16 protein-coding genes are annotated in these 18,169 nt (G+C 55.7%); 14 read left to right on the top strand and 2 right to left on the bottom strand.

Annotated features, from left to right (window positions below; all coding sequences use genetic code 11):
- Positions 1–237 precede the first annotated feature (237 nt).
- The 5 genes from ACJJIF_RS06595 (at position 238) to ACJJIF_RS06575 (ending at position 4,157) form a co-directional block, all read left to right on the top strand.
- The gene (locus tag ACJJIF_RS06595; RefSeq protein WP_444931440.1) at positions 238–870 is read left to right on the top strand and encodes a TetR/AcrR family transcriptional regulator; all 633 of its coding nucleotides are present in this window, start codon (positions 238–240) and stop codon (positions 868–870) included.
- A gap of 30 nt (positions 871–900) precedes the next feature.
- Complete coding sequence (gene nagZ, locus ACJJIF_RS06590; RefSeq protein ID WP_444931439.1) at positions 901–1,917, top strand: beta-N-acetylhexosaminidase; 1,017 nt, start codon at positions 901–903, stop codon at positions 1,915–1,917.
- 87 nt (positions 1,918–2,004) lie between these two features.
- Positions 2,005–3,111, top strand: coding sequence for a mechanosensitive ion channel family protein (locus tag ACJJIF_RS06585; protein WP_444931438.1), 1,107 nt, complete (start codon positions 2,005–2,007; stop codon positions 3,109–3,111).
- A gap of 299 nt (positions 3,112–3,410) precedes the next feature.
- Complete coding sequence (locus ACJJIF_RS06580; protein ID WP_020413094.1) at positions 3,411–3,626, top strand: cold-shock protein; 216 nt, start codon at positions 3,411–3,413, stop codon at positions 3,624–3,626.
- Positions 3,627–3,917: 291 nt separating this feature from the next.
- Complete coding sequence (locus tag ACJJIF_RS06575; RefSeq protein WP_444931437.1) at positions 3,918–4,157, top strand: hypothetical protein; 240 nt, start codon at positions 3,918–3,920, stop codon at positions 4,155–4,157.
- A gap of 2 nt (positions 4,158–4,159) precedes the next feature.
- Here the strand turns inward: ACJJIF_RS06575 and ACJJIF_RS06570 are convergent, their stop codons facing one another.
- Positions 4,160–5,158, bottom strand: coding sequence for a CsiV family protein (locus tag ACJJIF_RS06570; RefSeq protein WP_444931436.1), 999 nt, complete (start codon positions 5,156–5,158; stop codon positions 4,160–4,162).
- 121 nt (positions 5,159–5,279) lie between these two features.
- On the bottom strand, positions 5,280–8,759 hold the full coding sequence (mfd, locus tag ACJJIF_RS06565) for a transcription-repair coupling factor (protein ID WP_444931435.1): 3,480 nt from the start codon (positions 8,757–8,759) through the stop codon (positions 5,280–5,282).
- A 300-nt stretch (positions 8,760–9,059) separates the two neighbouring features.
- Here mfd and ACJJIF_RS06560 point away from each other — a divergent pair, with 300 nt between their 5' ends.
- From ACJJIF_RS06560 to nqrM, 9 genes are all read left to right on the top strand, one after another.
- On the top strand, positions 9,060–10,523 hold the full coding sequence (locus ACJJIF_RS06560; RefSeq protein ID WP_444932322.1) for a glyceraldehyde-3-phosphate dehydrogenase: 1,464 nt from the start codon (positions 9,060–9,062) through the stop codon (positions 10,521–10,523).
- A gap of 372 nt (positions 10,524–10,895) precedes the next feature.
- Positions 10,896–12,236: a Na(+)-translocating NADH-quinone reductase subunit A gene (locus ACJJIF_RS06555; RefSeq protein WP_444931434.1), complete on the top strand. Its 1,341-nt coding sequence runs from the start codon at positions 10,896–10,898 to the stop codon at positions 12,234–12,236.
- Positions 12,237–12,238: 2 nt separating this feature from the next.
- Positions 12,239–13,453 (top strand): NADH:ubiquinone reductase (Na(+)-transporting) subunit B, encoded by a 1,215-nt coding sequence (locus ACJJIF_RS06550; protein WP_444931433.1) that lies wholly within the window; start codon positions 12,239–12,241, stop codon positions 13,451–13,453.
- The gene (locus ACJJIF_RS06545; RefSeq protein WP_444931432.1) at positions 13,446–14,228 is read left to right on the top strand and encodes a Na(+)-translocating NADH-quinone reductase subunit C; all 783 of its coding nucleotides are present in this window, start codon (positions 13,446–13,448) and stop codon (positions 14,226–14,228) included. Before ACJJIF_RS06550 ends, ACJJIF_RS06545 begins: the two co-directional genes overlap by 8 nt.
- Before the next feature lie 2 nt (positions 14,229–14,230).
- Positions 14,231–14,887 carry an NADH:ubiquinone reductase (Na(+)-transporting) subunit D gene (locus ACJJIF_RS06540; RefSeq protein ID WP_444931431.1) on the top strand — a complete coding sequence of 219 codons (657 nt, stop codon included), beginning with the start codon at positions 14,231–14,233 and terminating at the stop codon, positions 14,885–14,887.
- Between the two features lie 3 nt (positions 14,888–14,890).
- Complete coding sequence (gene nqrE, locus ACJJIF_RS06535) at positions 14,891–15,499, top strand: NADH:ubiquinone reductase (Na(+)-transporting) subunit E (RefSeq protein WP_020413086.1); 609 nt, start codon at positions 14,891–14,893, stop codon at positions 15,497–15,499.
- Between the two features lie 17 nt (positions 15,500–15,516).
- On the top strand, positions 15,517–16,740 hold the full coding sequence (gene nqrF, locus ACJJIF_RS06530) for an NADH:ubiquinone reductase (Na(+)-transporting) subunit F (RefSeq protein ID WP_444931430.1): 1,224 nt from the start codon (positions 15,517–15,519) through the stop codon (positions 16,738–16,740).
- A 14-nt stretch (positions 16,741–16,754) separates the two neighbouring features.
- Complete coding sequence (locus ACJJIF_RS06525) at positions 16,755–17,816, top strand: FAD:protein FMN transferase (RefSeq protein WP_444931429.1); 1,062 nt, start codon at positions 16,755–16,757, stop codon at positions 17,814–17,816.
- Positions 17,813–18,055, top strand: coding sequence for a (Na+)-NQR maturation NqrM (nqrM, locus tag ACJJIF_RS06520; RefSeq protein ID WP_444931428.1), 243 nt, complete (start codon positions 17,813–17,815; stop codon positions 18,053–18,055). The genes ACJJIF_RS06525 and nqrM overlap by 4 nt, the downstream gene beginning before the upstream one ends.
- Positions 18,056–18,169: the final 114 nt, after the last annotated feature.

Here is an 18,169-nt window from a genome sequence, read left to right as displayed (position 1 = left end):
TTCAACGGGTCGCTTTTCTTTTGCGGTACCCCCCAGCCTGCGATCTCTAAAGCACTAAAAAACACCCCCGCTCAAACTTTTACTTGGACTGCTCTCACACTTTAGCGCTAAGGGGGTCTGGGGGCGTTCGGCACTTTTACTGAGGCTGCGGGGCGCCTATCCAGTGGACTCTGCGGCAGTGAGAATGTGCTACTCTGGCGGCGATTAAACGTATGTTTTAAATGGTGTTTGAGACTTATGAGCCAGACAGATACGGTCAGCCGGATACTCGATGCAGCGGAAGTGCTGTTTGCTGAACGAGGTTTTACTGAAACCTCTTTGAGAACGATCACGAGCACGGCGGGAGTGAATCTGGCCGCAGTTAACTATCATTTTGGCTCCAAAAAGGAATTGATACAGGCGGTATTCGAACGTTTCCTAACACCTTTCACCGATGCGCTGGAGGAAGAGCTGGATCGCCGTGTTGCCGAGGGGCAGTCCCTGGGGGTGGAGGAGCTGATCGAGTGCCTGTACCGGGTTGGCCTGGGAAGCCTGGGCTTGGAGGGGAAAGATCCGCAGCGGTTTATGCGCCTGCTGGGGTTGGCCTATACCCAGTTCCAGGGGCATCTGCGCCGATTTATCGTATCCCGATATGGGGATAGCTACCGCCGTTTTGCCGGCCTGTTGGCGGAAGCGCTGCCGGGGCTGGATCCGGAAACCTTCTACTGGCGCCTTTACTTTATGTTGGGCGCAACCATTTTTACACTGTCGAGCCACGATGCGATTGAGGCGATCCTGCGGGAAGACTTCGGTGCCGATAGTACGCTTTCTCAGACTCTTGAACGCCTGGTGCCTGCGGCTTCAGCCATGCTGAAGGTGGACAATCCGTGAGTGCGCTGCCAAAGCGATAAGGAATGTAATATGTCACTATCACTCGGACCGCTAATGGTGGATATTGAGGGGCTCGAACTCAGCGAGGAAGATTGCGAGCTGCTCAGACACCCCATGGTGGGTGGGCTTATCTTTTTTGCCCGCAACTACCGGGACCGCCAGCAGCTTACCCAGCTGGTGAGATCGATCCGCGCGGTGCGCCCGGAAATCCTATTGGCAGTGGACCAGGAAGGCGGGCGGGTGCAGCGGTTTCGCGATGATTTTACCCGCATACCCTCCATGCAGGCCCTCGGCGCTGCGGCCAGTGGCCAGCAGCTGCAAGATGTGGGCTGGCTGTTGGCGGCGGAGTTGCTTGCTGTGGGCGTGGACTTCAGCTTTGCGCCGGTATTGGATGCGGATGACAGCCACAGTCGGGTAATTGGCGACCGCAGCTTCTGTCCCAACCCGGCCCGATTAACCGCACTGGCGCGCCCATTTATTCAGGGAATGCATGAGGCGGGCATGGCGACGACCGGAAAACACTTTCCGGGTCATGGTCATGTACTCGAGGACAGTCATGTAGAGCTGCCTGAGGACAAGCGCTCCCTGGAACAGGTTATGGCAACAGATGCGCTGCCCTTTATCGATTGCATTGCCACCCAAGAATTAAGCGCCGTGATGCCGGCTCATATTCGCTTTGTGAATATAGATAGCCAGCCGGTGGGTTTCTCGCGTTATTGGTTGCAGGATGTATTGCGGGGGCAGCTGGGCTTTACCGGGGTGATTTTCAGCGACGACTTGTCGATGGAGGGAGCCGGGGCTGCGGGTGGTTACGGTGACCGGATTCTTGCCGCCCTGCATGCGGGCTGTGACATGGGAATCGTCTGTAACAATCGGGTGGGTGCCTTTGAGGCCCTGGCAGCCCTGGAAACCTTTGTGCCCAAGCCGGAATCGAGCCACCGCCTGTCGGCCATGAGAGGCAGGCCCGTGATATCGTCCTGGGCAGATCTTGAAAAGAGTGCGCGTTGGCATAGAACCAGAGACTGGTTAGCTTCGATAATGCGCTGAGAAAATATTGTTGAATTTGTAGGGCCCCCGCTCGATGGGGCCTTATTGCAGCTATTGCTGATTGTTATTGAACGCGGAGGGGGTCAAGTGGAGTCCGTTGAGAGTGTGTTGTTGTCCTGGCTGGGTGAGAACCGGGTTTGGATAGTGTCAGTTTTCCTCATTGTGCTTGTGTCTGGTGTAGCGGCTTGGCTGTTTGGCCGCTTTGTGCGGCGTATGATGATCAAAGCCGAGCAGACGGTTAATCCCTGGGATGATGCTTTGGTGGGAGCGCTGTCGCCCCCGGGGCAGGTGTTGGTCTGGCTACTGGGCCTGAGTGTTGCGGCGCAGCGGGCTGGGAGCGCCACCGGCGCAGAGATATTCTCTCTGGCGACACCGATCCGGGAAATCGGCCTGATTCTGGTGATGGCCTGGTTTGCCTGGCGATTCTCCCGCAGTGTGGAGCACAATTTGTGCGATCCGCGCTATATGGGCAAGCCGATGGATGCCACTACGGTGCGGGCGATCGGCAAGCTGGTCAGAGCTTCAATTCTGATCACGGCGGGAATTGTGATCATGCAGTTCCTGGGCTACAGCGTTAGCGGCGTTTTGGCTTTTGGTGGCATTGGCGGCTTAGCGGTGGGCTTCGCGGCCAAGGACCTGCTGGCGAACTTCTTCGGTGGCCTGATGATCTACCTGGATCGGCCGTTTGCGGTGGGTGATTGGGTGCGCTCCCCAGACCGGGATATCGAGGGCACCGTAGAGGATATCGGTTGGCGCCTGACCAGAATACGCACCTTTGATATGCGCCCCGTTTATGTTCCCAATGGGGTCTTTACCCAGATCTCGGTAGAAAACCCCTCTCGAATGCTCAATCGAAGAATTTTCGAAACGATCGGTATTCGCTATGAGGATGCCCATCATATGGCGGCAATTGTGGCCGATGTTAAAACTATGTTACAGGAGCATCCGGAAATTGATTCCAATCGTACGCTTATCGTTAACTTTAATAGTTTTGCCGCCTCATCTCTGGACTTCTTTATATACACTTTTACCCGCACTACCGATTGGGTACGCTATCACGAAATAAAGCAAGATGTTCTATTAACGATTCTTAAGATAATCGAAGGATATGGAGCATCCTGTGCATTCCCGACTTCGACATTGCATATTGCCGATATGCCGGCGATAACGCGAGAAGCCGCGTTAGACAGTTGAGGAATGGGAGTGCGATAAGGTACAAATGATTAGTTTACAAATGAGTGCTTTTGTAGATTTTGACGGTTAATTACGCATATTGGTAAAAACGTAGTATTTATTTCACAGAGAAAACTAGACACTGGCGCTGTTTTATCTAAGAATCAGGGTACGTCCTTTGAGTGTTTGCTCATCGGATTAAGCAAGATAGCATTCTGCATGGAGCAGTTTGTTAACAATGGGGTGGCGTTTGCCCTTCTTGCCGAATTAAGCAGTGAGGTGGTTGAGGTAGGCGCAATAACAATAATGAGGTTTTCTCAATGAGTGATCGCGTTACAGGTACAGTGAAGTGGTTTAATAACGCACGGGGTTATGGCTTCATCACCTGTGGAGAAGGAACTGAAGATATTTTCGTTCACTATCGCAGCATTCGCGGCGAGGGTTACAAAACCCTTAATGAGGGGCAGGCGGTAGAGTTCGAAATGCAACAAGGTGACAAAGGACTGCTGGCGGAAGATGTTGTTCCCTGTGAGTGATTTACTGATCGCTCGTTGAAAGAACTGTTGTCGTGTAGGGTTTTGCGGCATTAATTGATGCCGGCCCTGTCAGCGCCTCTAAAAAGCGGATCCCTGTGATCCGCTTTTTTGCTTTCTGGCCCTGCACTCGTGAGCTTGGCAATAAGCGGCTTGCTCGCTCAGATTGATACTGCGATAGCATTTTTGGCACTGCCGCTATAGTGGGTCAAAGCCCCCCGATATATATGTGTATAAGGTGGCATATATGCTGCTCAATACTAACCTGATTTTTGTTATTGTTGTTGAGTCCAGTTGTTGCTGTTAGTTTGGGTTTTATTGGTTATTGGCGGTATTTGCTTGTTTTATGTCTATGGGTTAAATGAAAGTAAATCAATTAAATTAAAAGGCGATGGCGCCTTTTGTAAAAGAATGTTGGAATTAATTTGTCTGGGATTAAAGTCTTTGGAGTTGGGGTGTGTATTGGTGCTATCTAAAATAAAGCCCCGCTGTGCTGAGCGGGGCTTTATTTTTTTGGTTACTTCGGCGGATTAATTTTATGCGCCACTATTTTTTGAAAGCTCATTGGCCGGGGTGTCGATATTTGATGAATCTTCTTTGGGTTTGGCGACGGTGCGCACCTCAATAAGAATACCAAACGCGGGGTGGTCTATATAATGCAGTTGCCCGCTGCGCAGGCGTCGCTCATGTTGTAATCTCGCTGCGTGCGCAACATATAGCGGTGCTTCTTTTATAAATTCGGGTTCACTCAGGGTGAGAGGCTCGCGGCTATGAATGGAACCCTGATTAGCTTCAATATCAAAGCCGTTATTTTGCGGATAGGTATCCCCACCAGCGCTGTAGTTATCTGTAGAGATTTGCAGTGGTCTTTCCACTTTATTTTGCGGGCGCTGAGGGAGGAGAATACTTTGCTCCCCGGGTTGGGTATAAAAATCGTTGAGCCATAGATTTGTGCTGATATGTAAATAGCGGGCAACGCTCAAGGTGATAAACCCCTCAAGCTGGCTGTGGCCGCTGAACTGGCTGCCGCCATCAATCAGGATGGCGGGAGAATTTCTCTTGGTTTTCAGCACCTGGCGCCAAGCCCGGTGAAACAGGATTTTATCCCCGGCGCGGGAAATCGCTGCAGCCTTGTTATTGAGTAGTGTCGGTACCGGCCTCAGGAGCAGGTTTGCGGCGGCGGGTTTGGGGGCTTGTCGCGTTTCAACATTTTCGCCGGGGACGCCCTCAAGCCCTGCGGGCTCAAGGTCCGATGGGTTGCCCGCTTCAGGCGCGGAGATAATGTCATCCAGTGACAGGGCCTCCTCTGCCGCCGCTGGGCGCGGTGTGCGCGGTGTTGCGAAGTCGACCCACTTTGATGGGTACTGGAGGCGCGGTGCGGCGGGCCAGGTCTCTGCTGAGTTTTCCATTCCCTGGGGACGCTCGAATACGATCATCTCTATTTCGAAAGTATTGCCAGCGTAGTTAACGGCCTGGGCACTGGTGGCTGCCAGCGTGAGCGCCAGGGTTGAGCAGAGGCTAATTATCCTTTTCATGGGTTTACCACTTAAACAATTCTATTGGGGGTGCCGAGAGTGTTGTTGCCGGGAGGCCGTTTGGGTGGGAGCTGCTGACTAGGTAGTCTAATCGCCAGCTCCCGCCGCCTACCGAATGGTATCACTGTGCAAGCTTTTCCAGAACTTCGTTGATCTCCTGTAGCTTGCGCTCTGTACCCTCCTCATCGAGACTGAAATTCAGTTGGTTGGCGCCGGCCAGCTGGTAGCGTCCCGGCTGGGTTTGCACCATCTTAACCAGTGTGAGCGGATCTACACGGGTATTCTCCGCAAATTCGATACGCCCTCGCGCAGCGGAGGCCTCAAGTTTGCGGATGCCCATGTTTTCGGCCTTCAACTTGATCTCCGTGGTGCGGAACAGGTGCTTTACCGATTCCGGCAGTAGCCCGAAGCGGTCGATCATCTCCACCTGAAGCTCCTTCAGTTGCTGCCGGTCGGTGGCATTGGCGATGCGCTTGTACATAATCAGGCGGCCGTGGACATCGGGCAGGTAGTCCTCGGGAATCAGCGCCGCGACCCGCAGATTGACGTCCACCGCTGGGGATTCGAGCGGCTCGTCGATATTCGGTGTGCGGCCCTCGCGGATGGCCTTCACCGCCTTGTCGAGCATCTCCATATACAGATTGAAGCCGACGCTCTGGATCTGCCCGCTTTGCTCCTCGCCCAGCAGCTCGCCCGCGCCGCGAATTTCCAGGTCGTGGGTTGCCAGGGTAAAGCCCGCACCTAAATCCTGGGCCTCGCTAATCGCCTCCAGGCGCTTCACCGCGTCACCGGTCATGGAGCGCTTGTTGGGGGTCAATAGGTAGGCGTAGGCCTGGTGGTGCGAGCGCCCCACGCGGCCGCGCAGCTGGTGGAGCTGGGCCAGGCCGAACTTGTCGGCGCGCTCGATTAAAATGGTATTGGCGGTGGGGACGTCGATACCGGTTTCGATAATGGTGGTACAGACCAGGACATTAAAGCGCTTGTGATAGAAGTCGCTCATCACCTGTTCCAGCTCCCGCTCGCGCATCTGGCCGTGGCCGATACCGATGCGGGCCTCGGGAATCATCTCCTGTAATTCCCGCGCGATTCGTTCAATGCTTTTCACCTCGTTGTGCAGGAAGTACACCTGGCCGCCGCGCAATATCTCCCGCAGGATGGCCTCTTTTACCAGGGCGTCATCACGCTCGCGCACAAAGGTTTTCACCGAGAGACGCCGTGCCGGCGGGGTGGCGATCACCGAGAGATCGCGAATACCGGCCATGGCCATATTCAGGGTGCGGGGAATAGGGGTGGCGGTAAGGTTGAGGATATCCACCTCGGAGCGCAGGCTCTTCAGGCGCTCCTTCTGCCGGACGCCAAAGCGGTGCTCTTCGTCGATAATCAGCAGGCCGAGATTTTTAAAGTCCAGATCGCTTTGCAGCAGCTTGTGGGTGCCAACCAGGATATCCACCTTGCCGCTGGAAACCTTCTCTTTCACGCTGTCCACTTCCTTGCCGGAGCGGAAGCGGGAAATCACCTCGATATTGATCGGCCAATCGGCAAAGCGATCCTGGAAGGATTGATAGTGTTGCTGGGCCAGCAGGGTGGTGGGTACCAGCATGGCCACTTGCATACCTGCGTGGGCGGCGACAAAGGCGGCGCGCATAGCCACTTCGGTCTTGCCGAAGCCCACGTCGCCGCACACCAGTCGGTCCATCGGCTTGTCTGAGAGCATATCCCCCAGAACTGCCTCGATAGCCTGCTGTTGGTCTGGGGTTTCCTCGAAGGGGAAACCTGCGGAAAATTCCCGATAGGCCAGTTGAGGGTTGTCGAAGGCGTGGCCAATGCGGGCTTCGCGGCGGGCGTAGATATCCAACAGTTCCGCTGCGGCATCGCGCACTTTCTCGGCGGCTTTGCGCTTGGCTTTTTGCCACTGCTCACTGCCCATCTTGTGCAGCGGAGCCAGGGCTTCATCGGCGCCGGAGTAGCGGCTGATCAGGTGCAGGCTGGCCACAGGTACGTAGAGTTTGGCCTCATCGGCGTATTCCAGGGTCAGGAATTCTGCCGGTTGCCCGTCGATCTCCAGGTGCTGTAAGCCGCGATAGCGGCCCACACCGTGATCAATATGGACTACGGGGGTGCCCATGCGCAGTTCGGCCAGGTTTTTAACCGCATTGTCCGCTTCATCTTTGGCCTTCTTGCGGCGGCGCTGTTGCAGGACGCGCTCACCAAATAACTGCGGCTCTGCGATCAGGTTGATCTGTGGCTCCTCAAGCAGCAGTCCTTGGTCGAGGGGGGCTACGGTAATGCCGATAGGGTCCTCTGCGGCGAGGAAGTCCTGCCAGCTCTGGAAGCTGGGCGGGGTCAGGCGTATCCCCTTTAATAGCTCCAGCAGCGCTTCGCGCCGCCCGCTGCTCTCTGCACAGAAGAGCACCCGGCCGGAATATTCCATCAGGTAGCTTTCCAGCGCGGCCAGGGGCTGGTCGGACTTGCCATCTACCGGCAGCGAGGGCGGTGTAACAGCGGCAAAATTAAAGTTGCCCTGGGCCTCCGGCAGGCTCTCCGTCGCAAAGATTGCCCGGGGCATGGACTTCAGGGCGCCATTAAACTCGTCGACTTCCAGCAATATCTGGCGCGGTGGCAGAATGGGGCGGGTCAGGTCGCCGCGACGACTTTCATAGCGGTTGCTCACTTCGCGCCAGAAACTGTCGAGCGCCTGCTGGATGTCCCCCTGCAAAAATGCCTGACTGCCCTCGGGCAGGTAATCGAACAGGCTGGAGCAGTTGCCGTCGAAAAATAGGGGCAGGTAGTACTCGATACCCGCCGGGGCAATTCCCGCGCTGATATCCTGATATATCGGTACCTGGCTGGGGTCACTGTCGAATTCGCCGTGCCAGTTTTGCAGGAATTCCGACAGGGCGGCCTTGTGTAAAGGAAATTCCCGTGCCGGCAAAAGGTGAATGGTTTTCACGGTGTCGATGGTGCGCTGGGTTTCCGGGTCGAAAGTGCGCAGGGTTTCGATCTCGTCGTCGAACAGATCGATACGGTAGGGCAGGGGACTGCCCATTGGGAAAATATCCATCAGCGAGCCGCGCACGGCAAATTCACCGTGCTCGTAGACGGTATCTACGCAGTGATAGCCGGCCTGCTCCAGCAACCTTCGCTGGATATCGATATCAAACTGCTGCCCCTCTTCCAGTATCAGCGCATTGCCGGCGATGTAGTTGCAGGGGGGGAGTCGGTGCATCAGGGTGCTGACGGGAATAATGACGATACCCGCGCCCATTTTTGGCAGCTGGTACAGCGTGGCAAGGCGATCCGAAATAATATCCTGGTGGGGGGAAAAGGTGTCGTAGGGGAGGATTTCCCAGTCGGGGAAATGGAAGATCTCCAGCGCCTCATTCCCCCCCTTATCTCGCCGCGCCTTGTTAAAAAATTTCAATTGCACCTCTAGGCGGTGCGCTTCGAGACTGTCCTTTGTGATTAACAGGGTGGGCGCCTTGTTATTACGCGCCGCGCTGAGGATGGCGGACGCGGCAGCTGCGCCGTGCAGTTGTCCCCAAAATTGTCGGTCACTGGAGGAGCGAAACTTCGGTGGGGTCAGGGGCTGTATTTCTGTCATCTTTCCTTATATATCCACGCTTTTATTCGGGTGTCGTCGAGGCGGCTATTGTAGCCGCGAACAGTTTTGGCTGCAGGGAATGTTGCCCATATCTGTGTTTCCCGGCGGCGGTGGCGACGTTTTTTTGAGGATTGCGCGCTATCCCGGGGGCGAGCTACAAAAAGGTAGTTTTACTACATTTTTTTGGCTCTTTTTTGCTCAGTTGCGCAGTGCTGAGCGAATACTGATAATGCGCAGCCATGCGGCCCTGAGTGGTTTTAGGGCTGTATTTCTTGTCTACTAAACACATTGCAGAGGTGTCTGACAGTGACTCAGAAGCGACCGAAGCCCGCGGACTTTTTCAAGGATTGGAAACAGCGTGAAGCGCTGGCTGAATCCATGATCCCGATGATTGGAAAGCTCAACCGTGAGAGCAACGTCGGTATTTATATGTATGGCCGCAACCTGGTTAATCGCTCAGTTCTGAGCATTATGAAAGCGCACCGTTTCGTGCGTCAGGTTGAGGAGAATGAACTCTCCGAGTTTGAAACCTTCCCTGTATTGGAAGCCATCTGCAAGATGGACCTGGGTCCCGTACATATTGACCTGGGAACCATGACCAACAAATATATGCGCGACGACCGCGGCCTGTCCGTGGACGAGTTTGTGCGCGAAGAGCTGACCGACGCCGCAGGTGCCGGCAAGCCTCTGCCTGAGTCCAAAGATGTTGTGATCTACGGCTTTGGTCGCATCGGCCGTCTGGTTGCCCGCCTGCTGATCGACAAAGCGGGCAGTGGTGACGTTCTGCGTCTGCGCGCGATCGTACTGCGCAAGGGCAAGGCGCCCAACGACCTGGTGAAGCGCGCCTCTCTGCTGCGTCGCGACTCCGTACACGGCGCCTTCCAGGGCACCATCCGTGTAGATGAGGAGACTAACTCCCTGATCTGTAACGGTAACGAAATCAAGATCATCTACGCCAACTCCCCGCAGGAAGTGGATTACACCCAGCACGGTATCAACGACGCGATCGTCGTTGACAGCACCGGTGTATGGCGCGATGAAGACGGCCTGAGCCAGCACCTGGAGAGCCCTGGCGCCTCCAAGGTACTGCTGACTGCGCCGGGCAAGGGCGATATCAAGAATATCGTTTACGGTATCAACAGCAGCGACATCAAGCCGGAAGACAAGGTGCTGTCCGCCGCTTCCTGTACCACTAACGCTATCGTACCGGTCCTGAAGGCGATGATGGACGGCTACGGCGTTGAGCACGGTCACGTGGAGACGGTACACGCCTACACCAACGACCAGAACCTGATCGACAACTACCACAAGGGTGAGCGTCGCGGTCGCGCAGCAGCGCTGAACATGGTTCTGACCGAAACCGGTGCTGCCAAGGCGGTTGCCAAGGCACTGCCCGAGCTGAAAGGTAAGCTCACCGGCAATGCGATTCGCGTTCCGACCCCCAATGTCTCCATGGCGATCCTGAACCTGAACCTGGGTAAAGAGACCACCAAGGAAGAGTTGAACGAATATATGCGCGATGTGGCGCTGCACTCGCCGCTGCGCCAGCAGATCGACTACACCAACTCCCCGGAAGTGGTGTCCAGCGATTTTGTCGGCTCCCGCCGCGCCTGCGTATTCGATTCCACCGCGACTATCGTGGACGGTAAGAACGCGGTGCTCTACTGCTGGTACGACAATGAGTTCGGCTACAGCTGTCAGGTGGTTCGCTGCCTGGAAGATATGGCCGGCGTTCGCTACAAGCTGTTCCCGAAAGAGGACTAAGGCGTCACGCCTCCTCGTCACAGCCGGCTCCCAGAGGCGGCTGTGACGTGCCGGCGACCGCTTCGGTCGCCGCACCATCTCTCCCCAAATCCCTGTTTTTTCAGCAGAATTTTCCCAACTTAGTGCCACTTAAAGCCTTTCCAGGCTGGTAAAGACCCTGGCCCATCTTTATAATGCGCGCGATTTTGCGGGGCGGCCGTGCGCCGAGAAGTTAGCGCGCACAACCTATAAGTCAGCTTCCTTCCTCCCGGTTCACGGGTGATGCGGCGTAAGCCCTCGCAGCGCGGAATTCCTCAAGAGGACCTAGCTTCCCAGTAATGGGACGGTGGGTCCTATTGCAATTTTTTAAACTAGAAACTTAGGCATAGGCGTATGAGAAAGATCCGTCGGGGATTGGACTTACCCATATCCGGCGCGCCCGAGCAGGTCATCCAAGATGGTCCTGCGCTCAAGACCGTCGCTGTTCTCGGCCCCGATTACCACGGGATGAAGCCGACGATGGCGGTGGCTGAAGGGGATAGCGTCAAACTTGGTCAGCTGTTGTTTAGCGATAAAAAAACAGAAGGCGTGCGTTACACTGCTCCCGCTGCGGGCCGTGTTGTTGCGATTAACCGTGGTGCCCGCAGGGTGCTGCAGTCAGTCGTGATCGAGATAGACGGTGACGAAGCGGAAGAGTTCAAAAGTTACAGCGCAGACAAACTGTCTGGCCTGACTCGCGAACAAGTGGTTGAAAACCTGGTTGAGTCCGGCATGTGGACCGCGCTGCGCGCTCGTCCGTTCAGCCGTGTACCCGCCCTGGATGCCGAGCCGGCAGCGGTATTTATCAATGCGATGGATACCAACCCGCTGGCGGCGAATCCGGAAGTGGTTATTGCCGAGAACCGCGAAGCGTTTGAACAGGGTGTAGAAGTTCTGTCCAAGCTGGCTGAGACTACCTTTGTTTGTAGCGCTCCCGATGCGGATATCCCGGTACCGAGCGCTGCTAATATTCGCCATGAAACCTTTGCGGGCCCGCACCCGGCAGGCCTGTCCGGTACCCATATCCACTACCTGAAGCCAGTTTCTGGCAACCGCAGTGTATTCACCATCAACTACCAGGATGTGATCGCCGTAGGCAAACTGTTTACCACCGGTAAGCTGTTCACCGACCGCGTTATCTCCCTGGCGGGCCCTCAGGTCAAGCAGCCGCGTCTGCTGCGCACCCGTCTGGGCGCGAGCTTTGATGAGCTGACTGCTGGCGATCTGAAAGGCGATAGCGATCGCGTTATCTCCGGCTCCGTATTTGGCGGCCGCACCGCAGCGGGCCCCTTGGCTTACCTGGGCCGCTACCACAACCAGATCTCTATACTGGAAGAGGGCAATGAGCGCCCGTTCCTGCACTACCTGCGTGCCGGTAACAAGCGTTTCTCCATCTTCCCCATTTACCTGTCGCGCCTGTTTAAGAACAAGCTGTTTAACTTCACCACCAGCACCAATGGTTCTGAGCGCGCCATGGTACCCATCGGTACCTATGAAGAGGTAATGCCCCTGGATGTGCTGCCCACTCAGCTGCTGCGCTCCCTGATCGTTGGCGATACTGCGATGGCGCAGAAACTGGGTGCGCTGGAGCTGGATGAAGAAGATCTGGCGTTGTGCACCTTCGTGTGTCCGGGCAAGTACGAGTACGGCCCCATTTTGCGGGACAACCTGACCCGTATTGAGAAGGAGGGGTAAGTATGTTGCGTAAATTCCTCGATTCGATCGAACCCAAGTTTCACAAAGGCGGCAAGTTCGAAAAGTTCTACGCCCTGTTTGAAGCGATTGACACCGGTCTGTTCCAGCCGGCTGACAAGACCAAGACCACGGCTCACGTGCGCGACGGCATCGACCTGAAGCGCATTATGATCACTGTGTGGGCTTGTGCCATGATTCCGGCGTTCTACGGTATGTGGAATATCGGTTTCCAGGCCAACACCATTCTCGAAGGCATGACCAACCCGGACCTGTCCGGCTGGCGCCACGCCATTATTGGTGCTCTGACCTCCTACAACCCGGCTAGCCTGTGGGACAACTTTGTCTACGGTGCCATGTACTTCCTGCCGATTTATGCGGTCACCTTTATTGTGGGCGGTATCTGGGAAGTGCTGTTTGCCGCGGTGCGCGGTCACGAAGTCAACGAAGGTTTCTTCGTAACCTCCATCCTGTTCGCCCTGACCTGTCCGCCGGATCTGCCCCTGTGGATGGTGGCTATGGGTATCAGCTTTGGTGTGGTTATCGGTAAGGAAGTCTTCGGTGGTACCGGCAAAAACTTCCTCAACCCGGCACTGACCGGCCGTGCTTTCCTGTTCTTCGCCTACCCGGCAGCGATGTCCGGCGATGTGGTCTGGACTGCGGTTGACGGTTACACCGGCGCTACTGCGCTGTCTGTAATGGCCAGCGAAGGTGTTCAGAACCAGGTGGTGAACCTGGCTGGCGGCCAGCTGACCTGGCTCGACGCTTTCTTCGGTAAAATGCACGGTTCTATCGGTGAAACCTCCACCCTGGCGATGCTGATTGCCGGCGTGATCCTGATGGGCATGAAGATCGCCAGCTGGCGCATCGTTGCCGGCACCCTGCTGGGCATGATGGCCACCGCGTTTATGTTCAACATGTTCGCTTCCGAAGCCAGCAACCCGATGTTCCATGTACCCTGGTACTGGCACCTGGTAGTAGGCGGCTTTGCCTTCGGTCTGATCTTTATGACTACAGACCCTGTATCCGCTGCGATGACCGATACCGGCCGCTGGTGGTACGGCATCCTGATCGGGGTGATGGTTGTCCTGATTCGTGTGGTGAACCCGGCCTTCCCGGAAGGCATGATGCTGGCGATTCTGTTCGCCAACCTGTTCGCTCCGCTGTTTGACCACTTTGTGGTGCAGTCCAATATCAAACGGAGGTTGGCACGTGGCTAATAAAGATTCCATAACCGGTACTCTGATTGTCGCGCTGGTAATGTGTCTGGTGTGCTCCGTAGTGGTATCTACCGCTGCGGTAATGCTGAAGCCCGCTCAGCAGGCCAATGCCGAGCTGGATATGAAGCGCAATGTACTGATGGCTGGCGGCCTGCTGAACGACTCTCACGCTAATAAAGCGGCAGTCGAAAAGGCCTTCGCCGACGTACAGATTAAATACGTTGACCTGAGCACCGGTAAGTTTACCGATCAGGCTCCGGCTGGCGGCAGCGGTCGCGCTGCGGCCAAGATCCCGTCCGGCAGTGAAAAGCTGTCTTCCGACGAGGACACCGCCAAAATTATCCGCCGGGAAAATACCAAAGAGGTATACCTGGTAGAGAAAGATGGCAAGCTGGACAAGATCATTCTGCCGATTCGCGGTTACGGCCTGTGGGGCACCCTGTACGGCTTCCTCGCTCTGGAGAGCAACCTCGACACCGTAGCGGGCCTCGGCTTCTACGAGCACAAGGAAACTCCGGGACTGGGTGGTGAAGTTGACAACCCCAACTGGAAAGCCCAGTGGGTTGGCAAGAAAGTCTTCAACAGCCAGGGCGACGTGGATATCGCAGTGATCAAGGGCCAGGTTAACCCCAGCAGCCCGAAAGCGATTCACGAAGTAGACGGCCTGTCCGGTGCGACTCTGACCAGCAAGGGTGTTAGCAACCTGGTGAACTTCTGGTTGGGCAACCAGGGTTACGGTCCCTTCCTGAAAAACCTGAAAGCAGGGGAGGCATAAGCATGAAAATTAAAGATACTCTGCTAGAGCCGATTTTTAACAACAACCCGATCGCGTTGCAGATCCTGGGTATCTGTTCTGCACTGGCTGTTACCAGCTCGTTGCAGGTTACCCTGGTAATGTGTATCGCACTGACCTCGGTTGTAGCCTGTTCCAACGTTGCGGTATCCCTGATCCGCAACCAGATCCCGAACAGCATTCGTATCATCGTACAGATGACTGTGATTGCCTCTCTGGTAATTCTGGTTGACCAGCTGATCAAGGCCCTGGCTTACGACATCTCCAAGCAGTTGTCCGTATTCGTCGGTCTGATCATTACCAACTGTATCGTGATGGGCCGTGCGGAAGCCTTCGCTATGAAGAACCCGCCGCTGCCCAGCTTCTTCGACGGTATCGGTAACGGCCTGGGCTACAGCGTTATCCTGATCGGCCTCGCGGTAGTTCGTGAACTCTTCGGCGCCGGCAAACTGTTCGGTATCGATATCCTGACCACCGTGAGCAACGGCGGTTGGTATATCCCCAACGGCCTGCTGCTGTTGCCACCGAGCGCATTCTTCCTGATCGGCCTGTTCATCTGGGCGATCCGTGCCTGGAAACCGGCACAGGTGGAGCAAGATGAGTTCAAGATTGCGCCTAATTCCCGAGCGCAGGAGGCCTAATCCGTGGAACATTATATTTCTTTGATTATCCGCGCCGTTTTCGTTGAAAACATGGCGCTGGCCTTCTTCCTCGGTATGTGTACCTTCCTGGCGGTATCGAAGAAGATCGAGGCCGCTATTGGCTTGGGTGTTGCGGTTATCGTGGTACTGACTCTGACAGTACCGGTGAACAACCTGATCTACACCTACCTGCTGAAAGACGGCGCACTGGCCTGGGCCGGTTACCCCGACGTGGACCTGAGCTTCCTCGGCCTGCTGTCCTACATCGGCGTAATTGCGGCACTGGTACAGATCCTGGAGATGTTCCTGGATAAATATGTACCGGCACTCTACAACGCGCTGGGTGTATTCCTGCCGCTGATCACCGTGAACTGCGCCATCATGGGTGCGTCCCTGTTCATGGTGGAGCGCGAGTACGCGTTCGGTGAGAGTGTTGCCTACGGCTTCGGTGCCGGCCTCGGCTGGGCACTGGCGATTACCGCTCTGGCCGGTATTCGTGAAAAACTGAAGTACAGTGACGTTCCGGATGGCCTGAAAGGCCTGGGTATCACCTTCGTAACCGTTGGTCTGATGTCCCTGGGCTTCATGTCCTTCGGCGGCATCGATATCTAAGCGGGGAAAACAATAGAATGAATATTGAAATTATCCTCGGCGTAGCGATGTTTACCGTCATCGTACTGGCCCTGGTAGCGGTGATCCTTGCGGCCCGTTCGCGCCTGGTAAACACCGGCAACGTCAACATCCTGGTTAACGGTGAGAAGACCCTCACCGTACCGGCCGGCGGCAAGCTGCTGCAAACCCTGGCTGCCAACAACCTGTTCCTGGCCTCCGCCTGTGGCGGCGGCGGCAGCTGTGCGCAGTGTACCTGTAAAGTGACTGCCGGCGGTGGCGATATGCTGCCGACCGAAGCGGCTCACTTTACCCCGCGCGACGCCAAAGAAGGCAAGCGTCTTTCCTGTCAGGTTGCGGTTAAGCAGGACATGGAAATCGAAGTGCCGGAAGAGGTGTTTGGTGTGAAGCAGTGGGAGTGCACTGTGGAATCCAACCCGAACGTGGCCACCTTTATTAAAGAGCTGACTCTGCGTCTGCCCGAAGGTGAAAACGTCGACTTCCGCGCTGGCGGTTACGTACAGCTGGAAGCGCCGGCTCACCACGTGCAATTCTCCGACTTCGAAGTTGAAGATCAGTACCGTGGCGACTGGGAGCACTTTGGCTTCTTCAAGCTGGAGTCCAAAGTGACCGAGCCCGTGGTTCGCGCTTACTCCATGGCCAACTACCCGGAAGAGAAAGGTGTTGTCAAGTTCAACATCCGTATCGCGACTCCGCCGCCCCGCACTGAGGGTATTCCGCCGGGTCAGATGTCTTCCTACGTATTCAGCCTGAAGCCGGGTGACAAGATCAAGGTGTACGGTCCCTTCGGTGAGTTCTTCGCCAAGGAAACTGACAACGAGATGGTATTTATCGGCGGTGGTGCCGGTATGGCGCCGATGCGTTCACACATCTTCGACCAGCTCAAGCGCCTGAACTCTACCCGTAAGATCAGCTTCTGGTACGGTGCGCGCTCTCTGCGCGAGATGTTCTACGAAGACGACTACAATGGTCTGGCTTCCGAGTTCGACAACTTCCAGTGGCATGTGGCTCTGTCCGATCCGCAGCCGGAAGACAACTGGACCGGTTACACCGGCTTCATCCACAACGTCGTGTATGAAAACTACCTGAAGGACCACCCGGCTCCGGAAGATTGTGAGTACTACATGTGTGGGCCGCCCATGATGAACGCGGCAGTCATCAATATGCTCAAGGACTTGGGTGTAGAAGATGAAAATATCCTGCTGGATGACTTCGGCGGATAATTGGAGGGCTTAGCTTGCTAAAAGCAATCACAGGCCCGACAAACTCAAAAACAGGGCCCGTCTTTACGGCCCTGTTTTTGCTTTGGGCAGTGGTAATTTTATCGGCCTGCTCCCCCGCAGCGGAGACCTGGCAGCTGGCGGGCCGCACTATGGGCACCAGCTATCACATCACCGTAGCTCAGGTACCTCCGGGGCTTAAACAGGACGAGTTGCAGCAGCTGATCGACGATGAGTTGCAGCAGGTCAATCAGGAGATGTCGACCTATATCGACGACTCCGAGTTAATGCGCTTTAACCGCAGCCCGGTAGGGCAGGCGATCCCGGTTAGCCAACATTTGGCCGATGTGCTGGAGATGTCCTTGGATATCTACCACCGCAGTGAGGGTGCTTTCGAGGTGACAGTTGGCCCACTGGTCAACTTATGGGGCTTTGGCCCGCAGCCTGAACCTGAGCATATTCCCTCAGATAAAGACATTGCCGATCTGCTAACCGTCGTCGGTTCCGATGCGTTAACCCTGACCCGAAAGCCGGATACCGTTATCAAGAGCCGCCCGGTTGAGGTGGATCTCTCGGCGATTGCCAAGGGCCACGGTGTAGACAGAGTCGCTGAGCTGCTGGAAGACCTGGGTATTGGCAACTACTTGGTCGAGATTGGCGGTGAACTGCGAACCCTGGGTGTGAATCCAAAGGGTAAGGCCTGGGTGATTGGTATCGAGGTGCCCAGTTCAGCCGGGCAGATGGTGCAGGAGCCGATCGCGGTGAGCGGCAAGTCTGTAGCTACCAGTGGCGATTACCGCAACTACTACGAAAGGAATGGTGTTCGTTACTCCCACAGTATTGATCCTCGCTCCGGGCGCTCCATCAAGCACAGATTGGCATCGGTAACCGTCGTTGCCGACACCTGTGCTGAGGCCGATGGTCTGGCTACCGCGCTTAATGTTCTCGGTGCGGATGCCGGCATGGCCCTGGCCGAGCGCGACGATCTCGCTGTCTTTATGGTGGTGAAAACGGATACAGGTTTTGAAGAGCGCTATAGCTCTGGGTTCGAAGCTTATTTAGAGAGGTCTGAGAAATGACAATTTTTATATTTGCCTTTGTGGCCATGTTGCTCGTTGTTGCCGGTATGGCGCTCGGGGCCATGGTTCAGAACAAACCATTGAAAGGGACTTGTGGCGGGCTCAACAATATCGGCATGAAGCAGGATTGCACAGTCTGCGGTGGCGATGACGATGAGTGTGAGAAGGAGCAAGAGAGACAAAGACAGCAGCAGGTGGCTGCTGAAGATCTCGCTTACGATGCGACAAAACGCAAGTAAGCCTTCCTCTTTAGCAAGCCCGTGATTAACGGGCTTGTTATTTTATGTCATTGGCACAGGTGGTGCCGATAATCGTATAGTTAGTATTGAGTAAATGGCGTTAGCGCGCTGTGG

The sequence above is a fragment of the Microbulbifer regidiadema (SeqCode) genome (assembly GCF_052467605.1).
The sequence above is the reverse complement of the archived record's forward strand: the minus strand, read 5'-3'. Positions and strand labels throughout refer to the sequence as shown.

Bases quoted from the DNA above. Each gene is read 5' to 3' on its own strand.
- ACJJIF_RS06570 (WP_444931436.1), bottom strand. From the start codon at position 5,158: ATGAAAAGGATAATTAGCCTCTGCTCAACCCTGGCGCTCACGCTGGCA.
- nagZ (WP_444931439.1), top strand. From the start codon at position 901: ATGTCACTATCACTCGGACCGCTAATGGTGGATATTGAGGGGCTCGAA.
- ACJJIF_RS06555 (WP_444931434.1), top strand. From the start codon at position 10,896: ATGAGAAAGATCCGTCGGGGATTGGACTTACCCATATCCGGCGCGCCC.
- ACJJIF_RS06550 (WP_444931433.1), top strand. From the start codon at position 12,239: ATGTTGCGTAAATTCCTCGATTCGATCGAACCCAAGTTTCACAAAGGC.
- nqrM (WP_444931428.1), top strand. From the start codon at position 17,813: ATGACAATTTTTATATTTGCCTTTGTGGCCATGTTGCTCGTTGTTGCC.
- ACJJIF_RS06540 (WP_444931431.1), top strand. From the start codon at position 14,231: ATGAAAATTAAAGATACTCTGCTAGAGCCGATTTTTAACAACAACCCG.
- mfd (WP_444931435.1), bottom strand. From the start codon at position 8,759: ATGACAGAAATACAGCCCCTGACCCCACCGAAGTTTCGCTCCTCCAGT.
- nqrF (WP_444931430.1), top strand. From the start codon at position 15,517: ATGAATATTGAAATTATCCTCGGCGTAGCGATGTTTACCGTCATCGTA.
- ACJJIF_RS06580 (WP_020413094.1), top strand. From the start codon at position 3,411: ATGAGTGATCGCGTTACAGGTACAGTGAAGTGGTTTAATAACGCACGG.
- ACJJIF_RS06595 (WP_444931440.1), top strand. From the start codon at position 238: ATGAGCCAGACAGATACGGTCAGCCGGATACTCGATGCAGCGGAAGTG.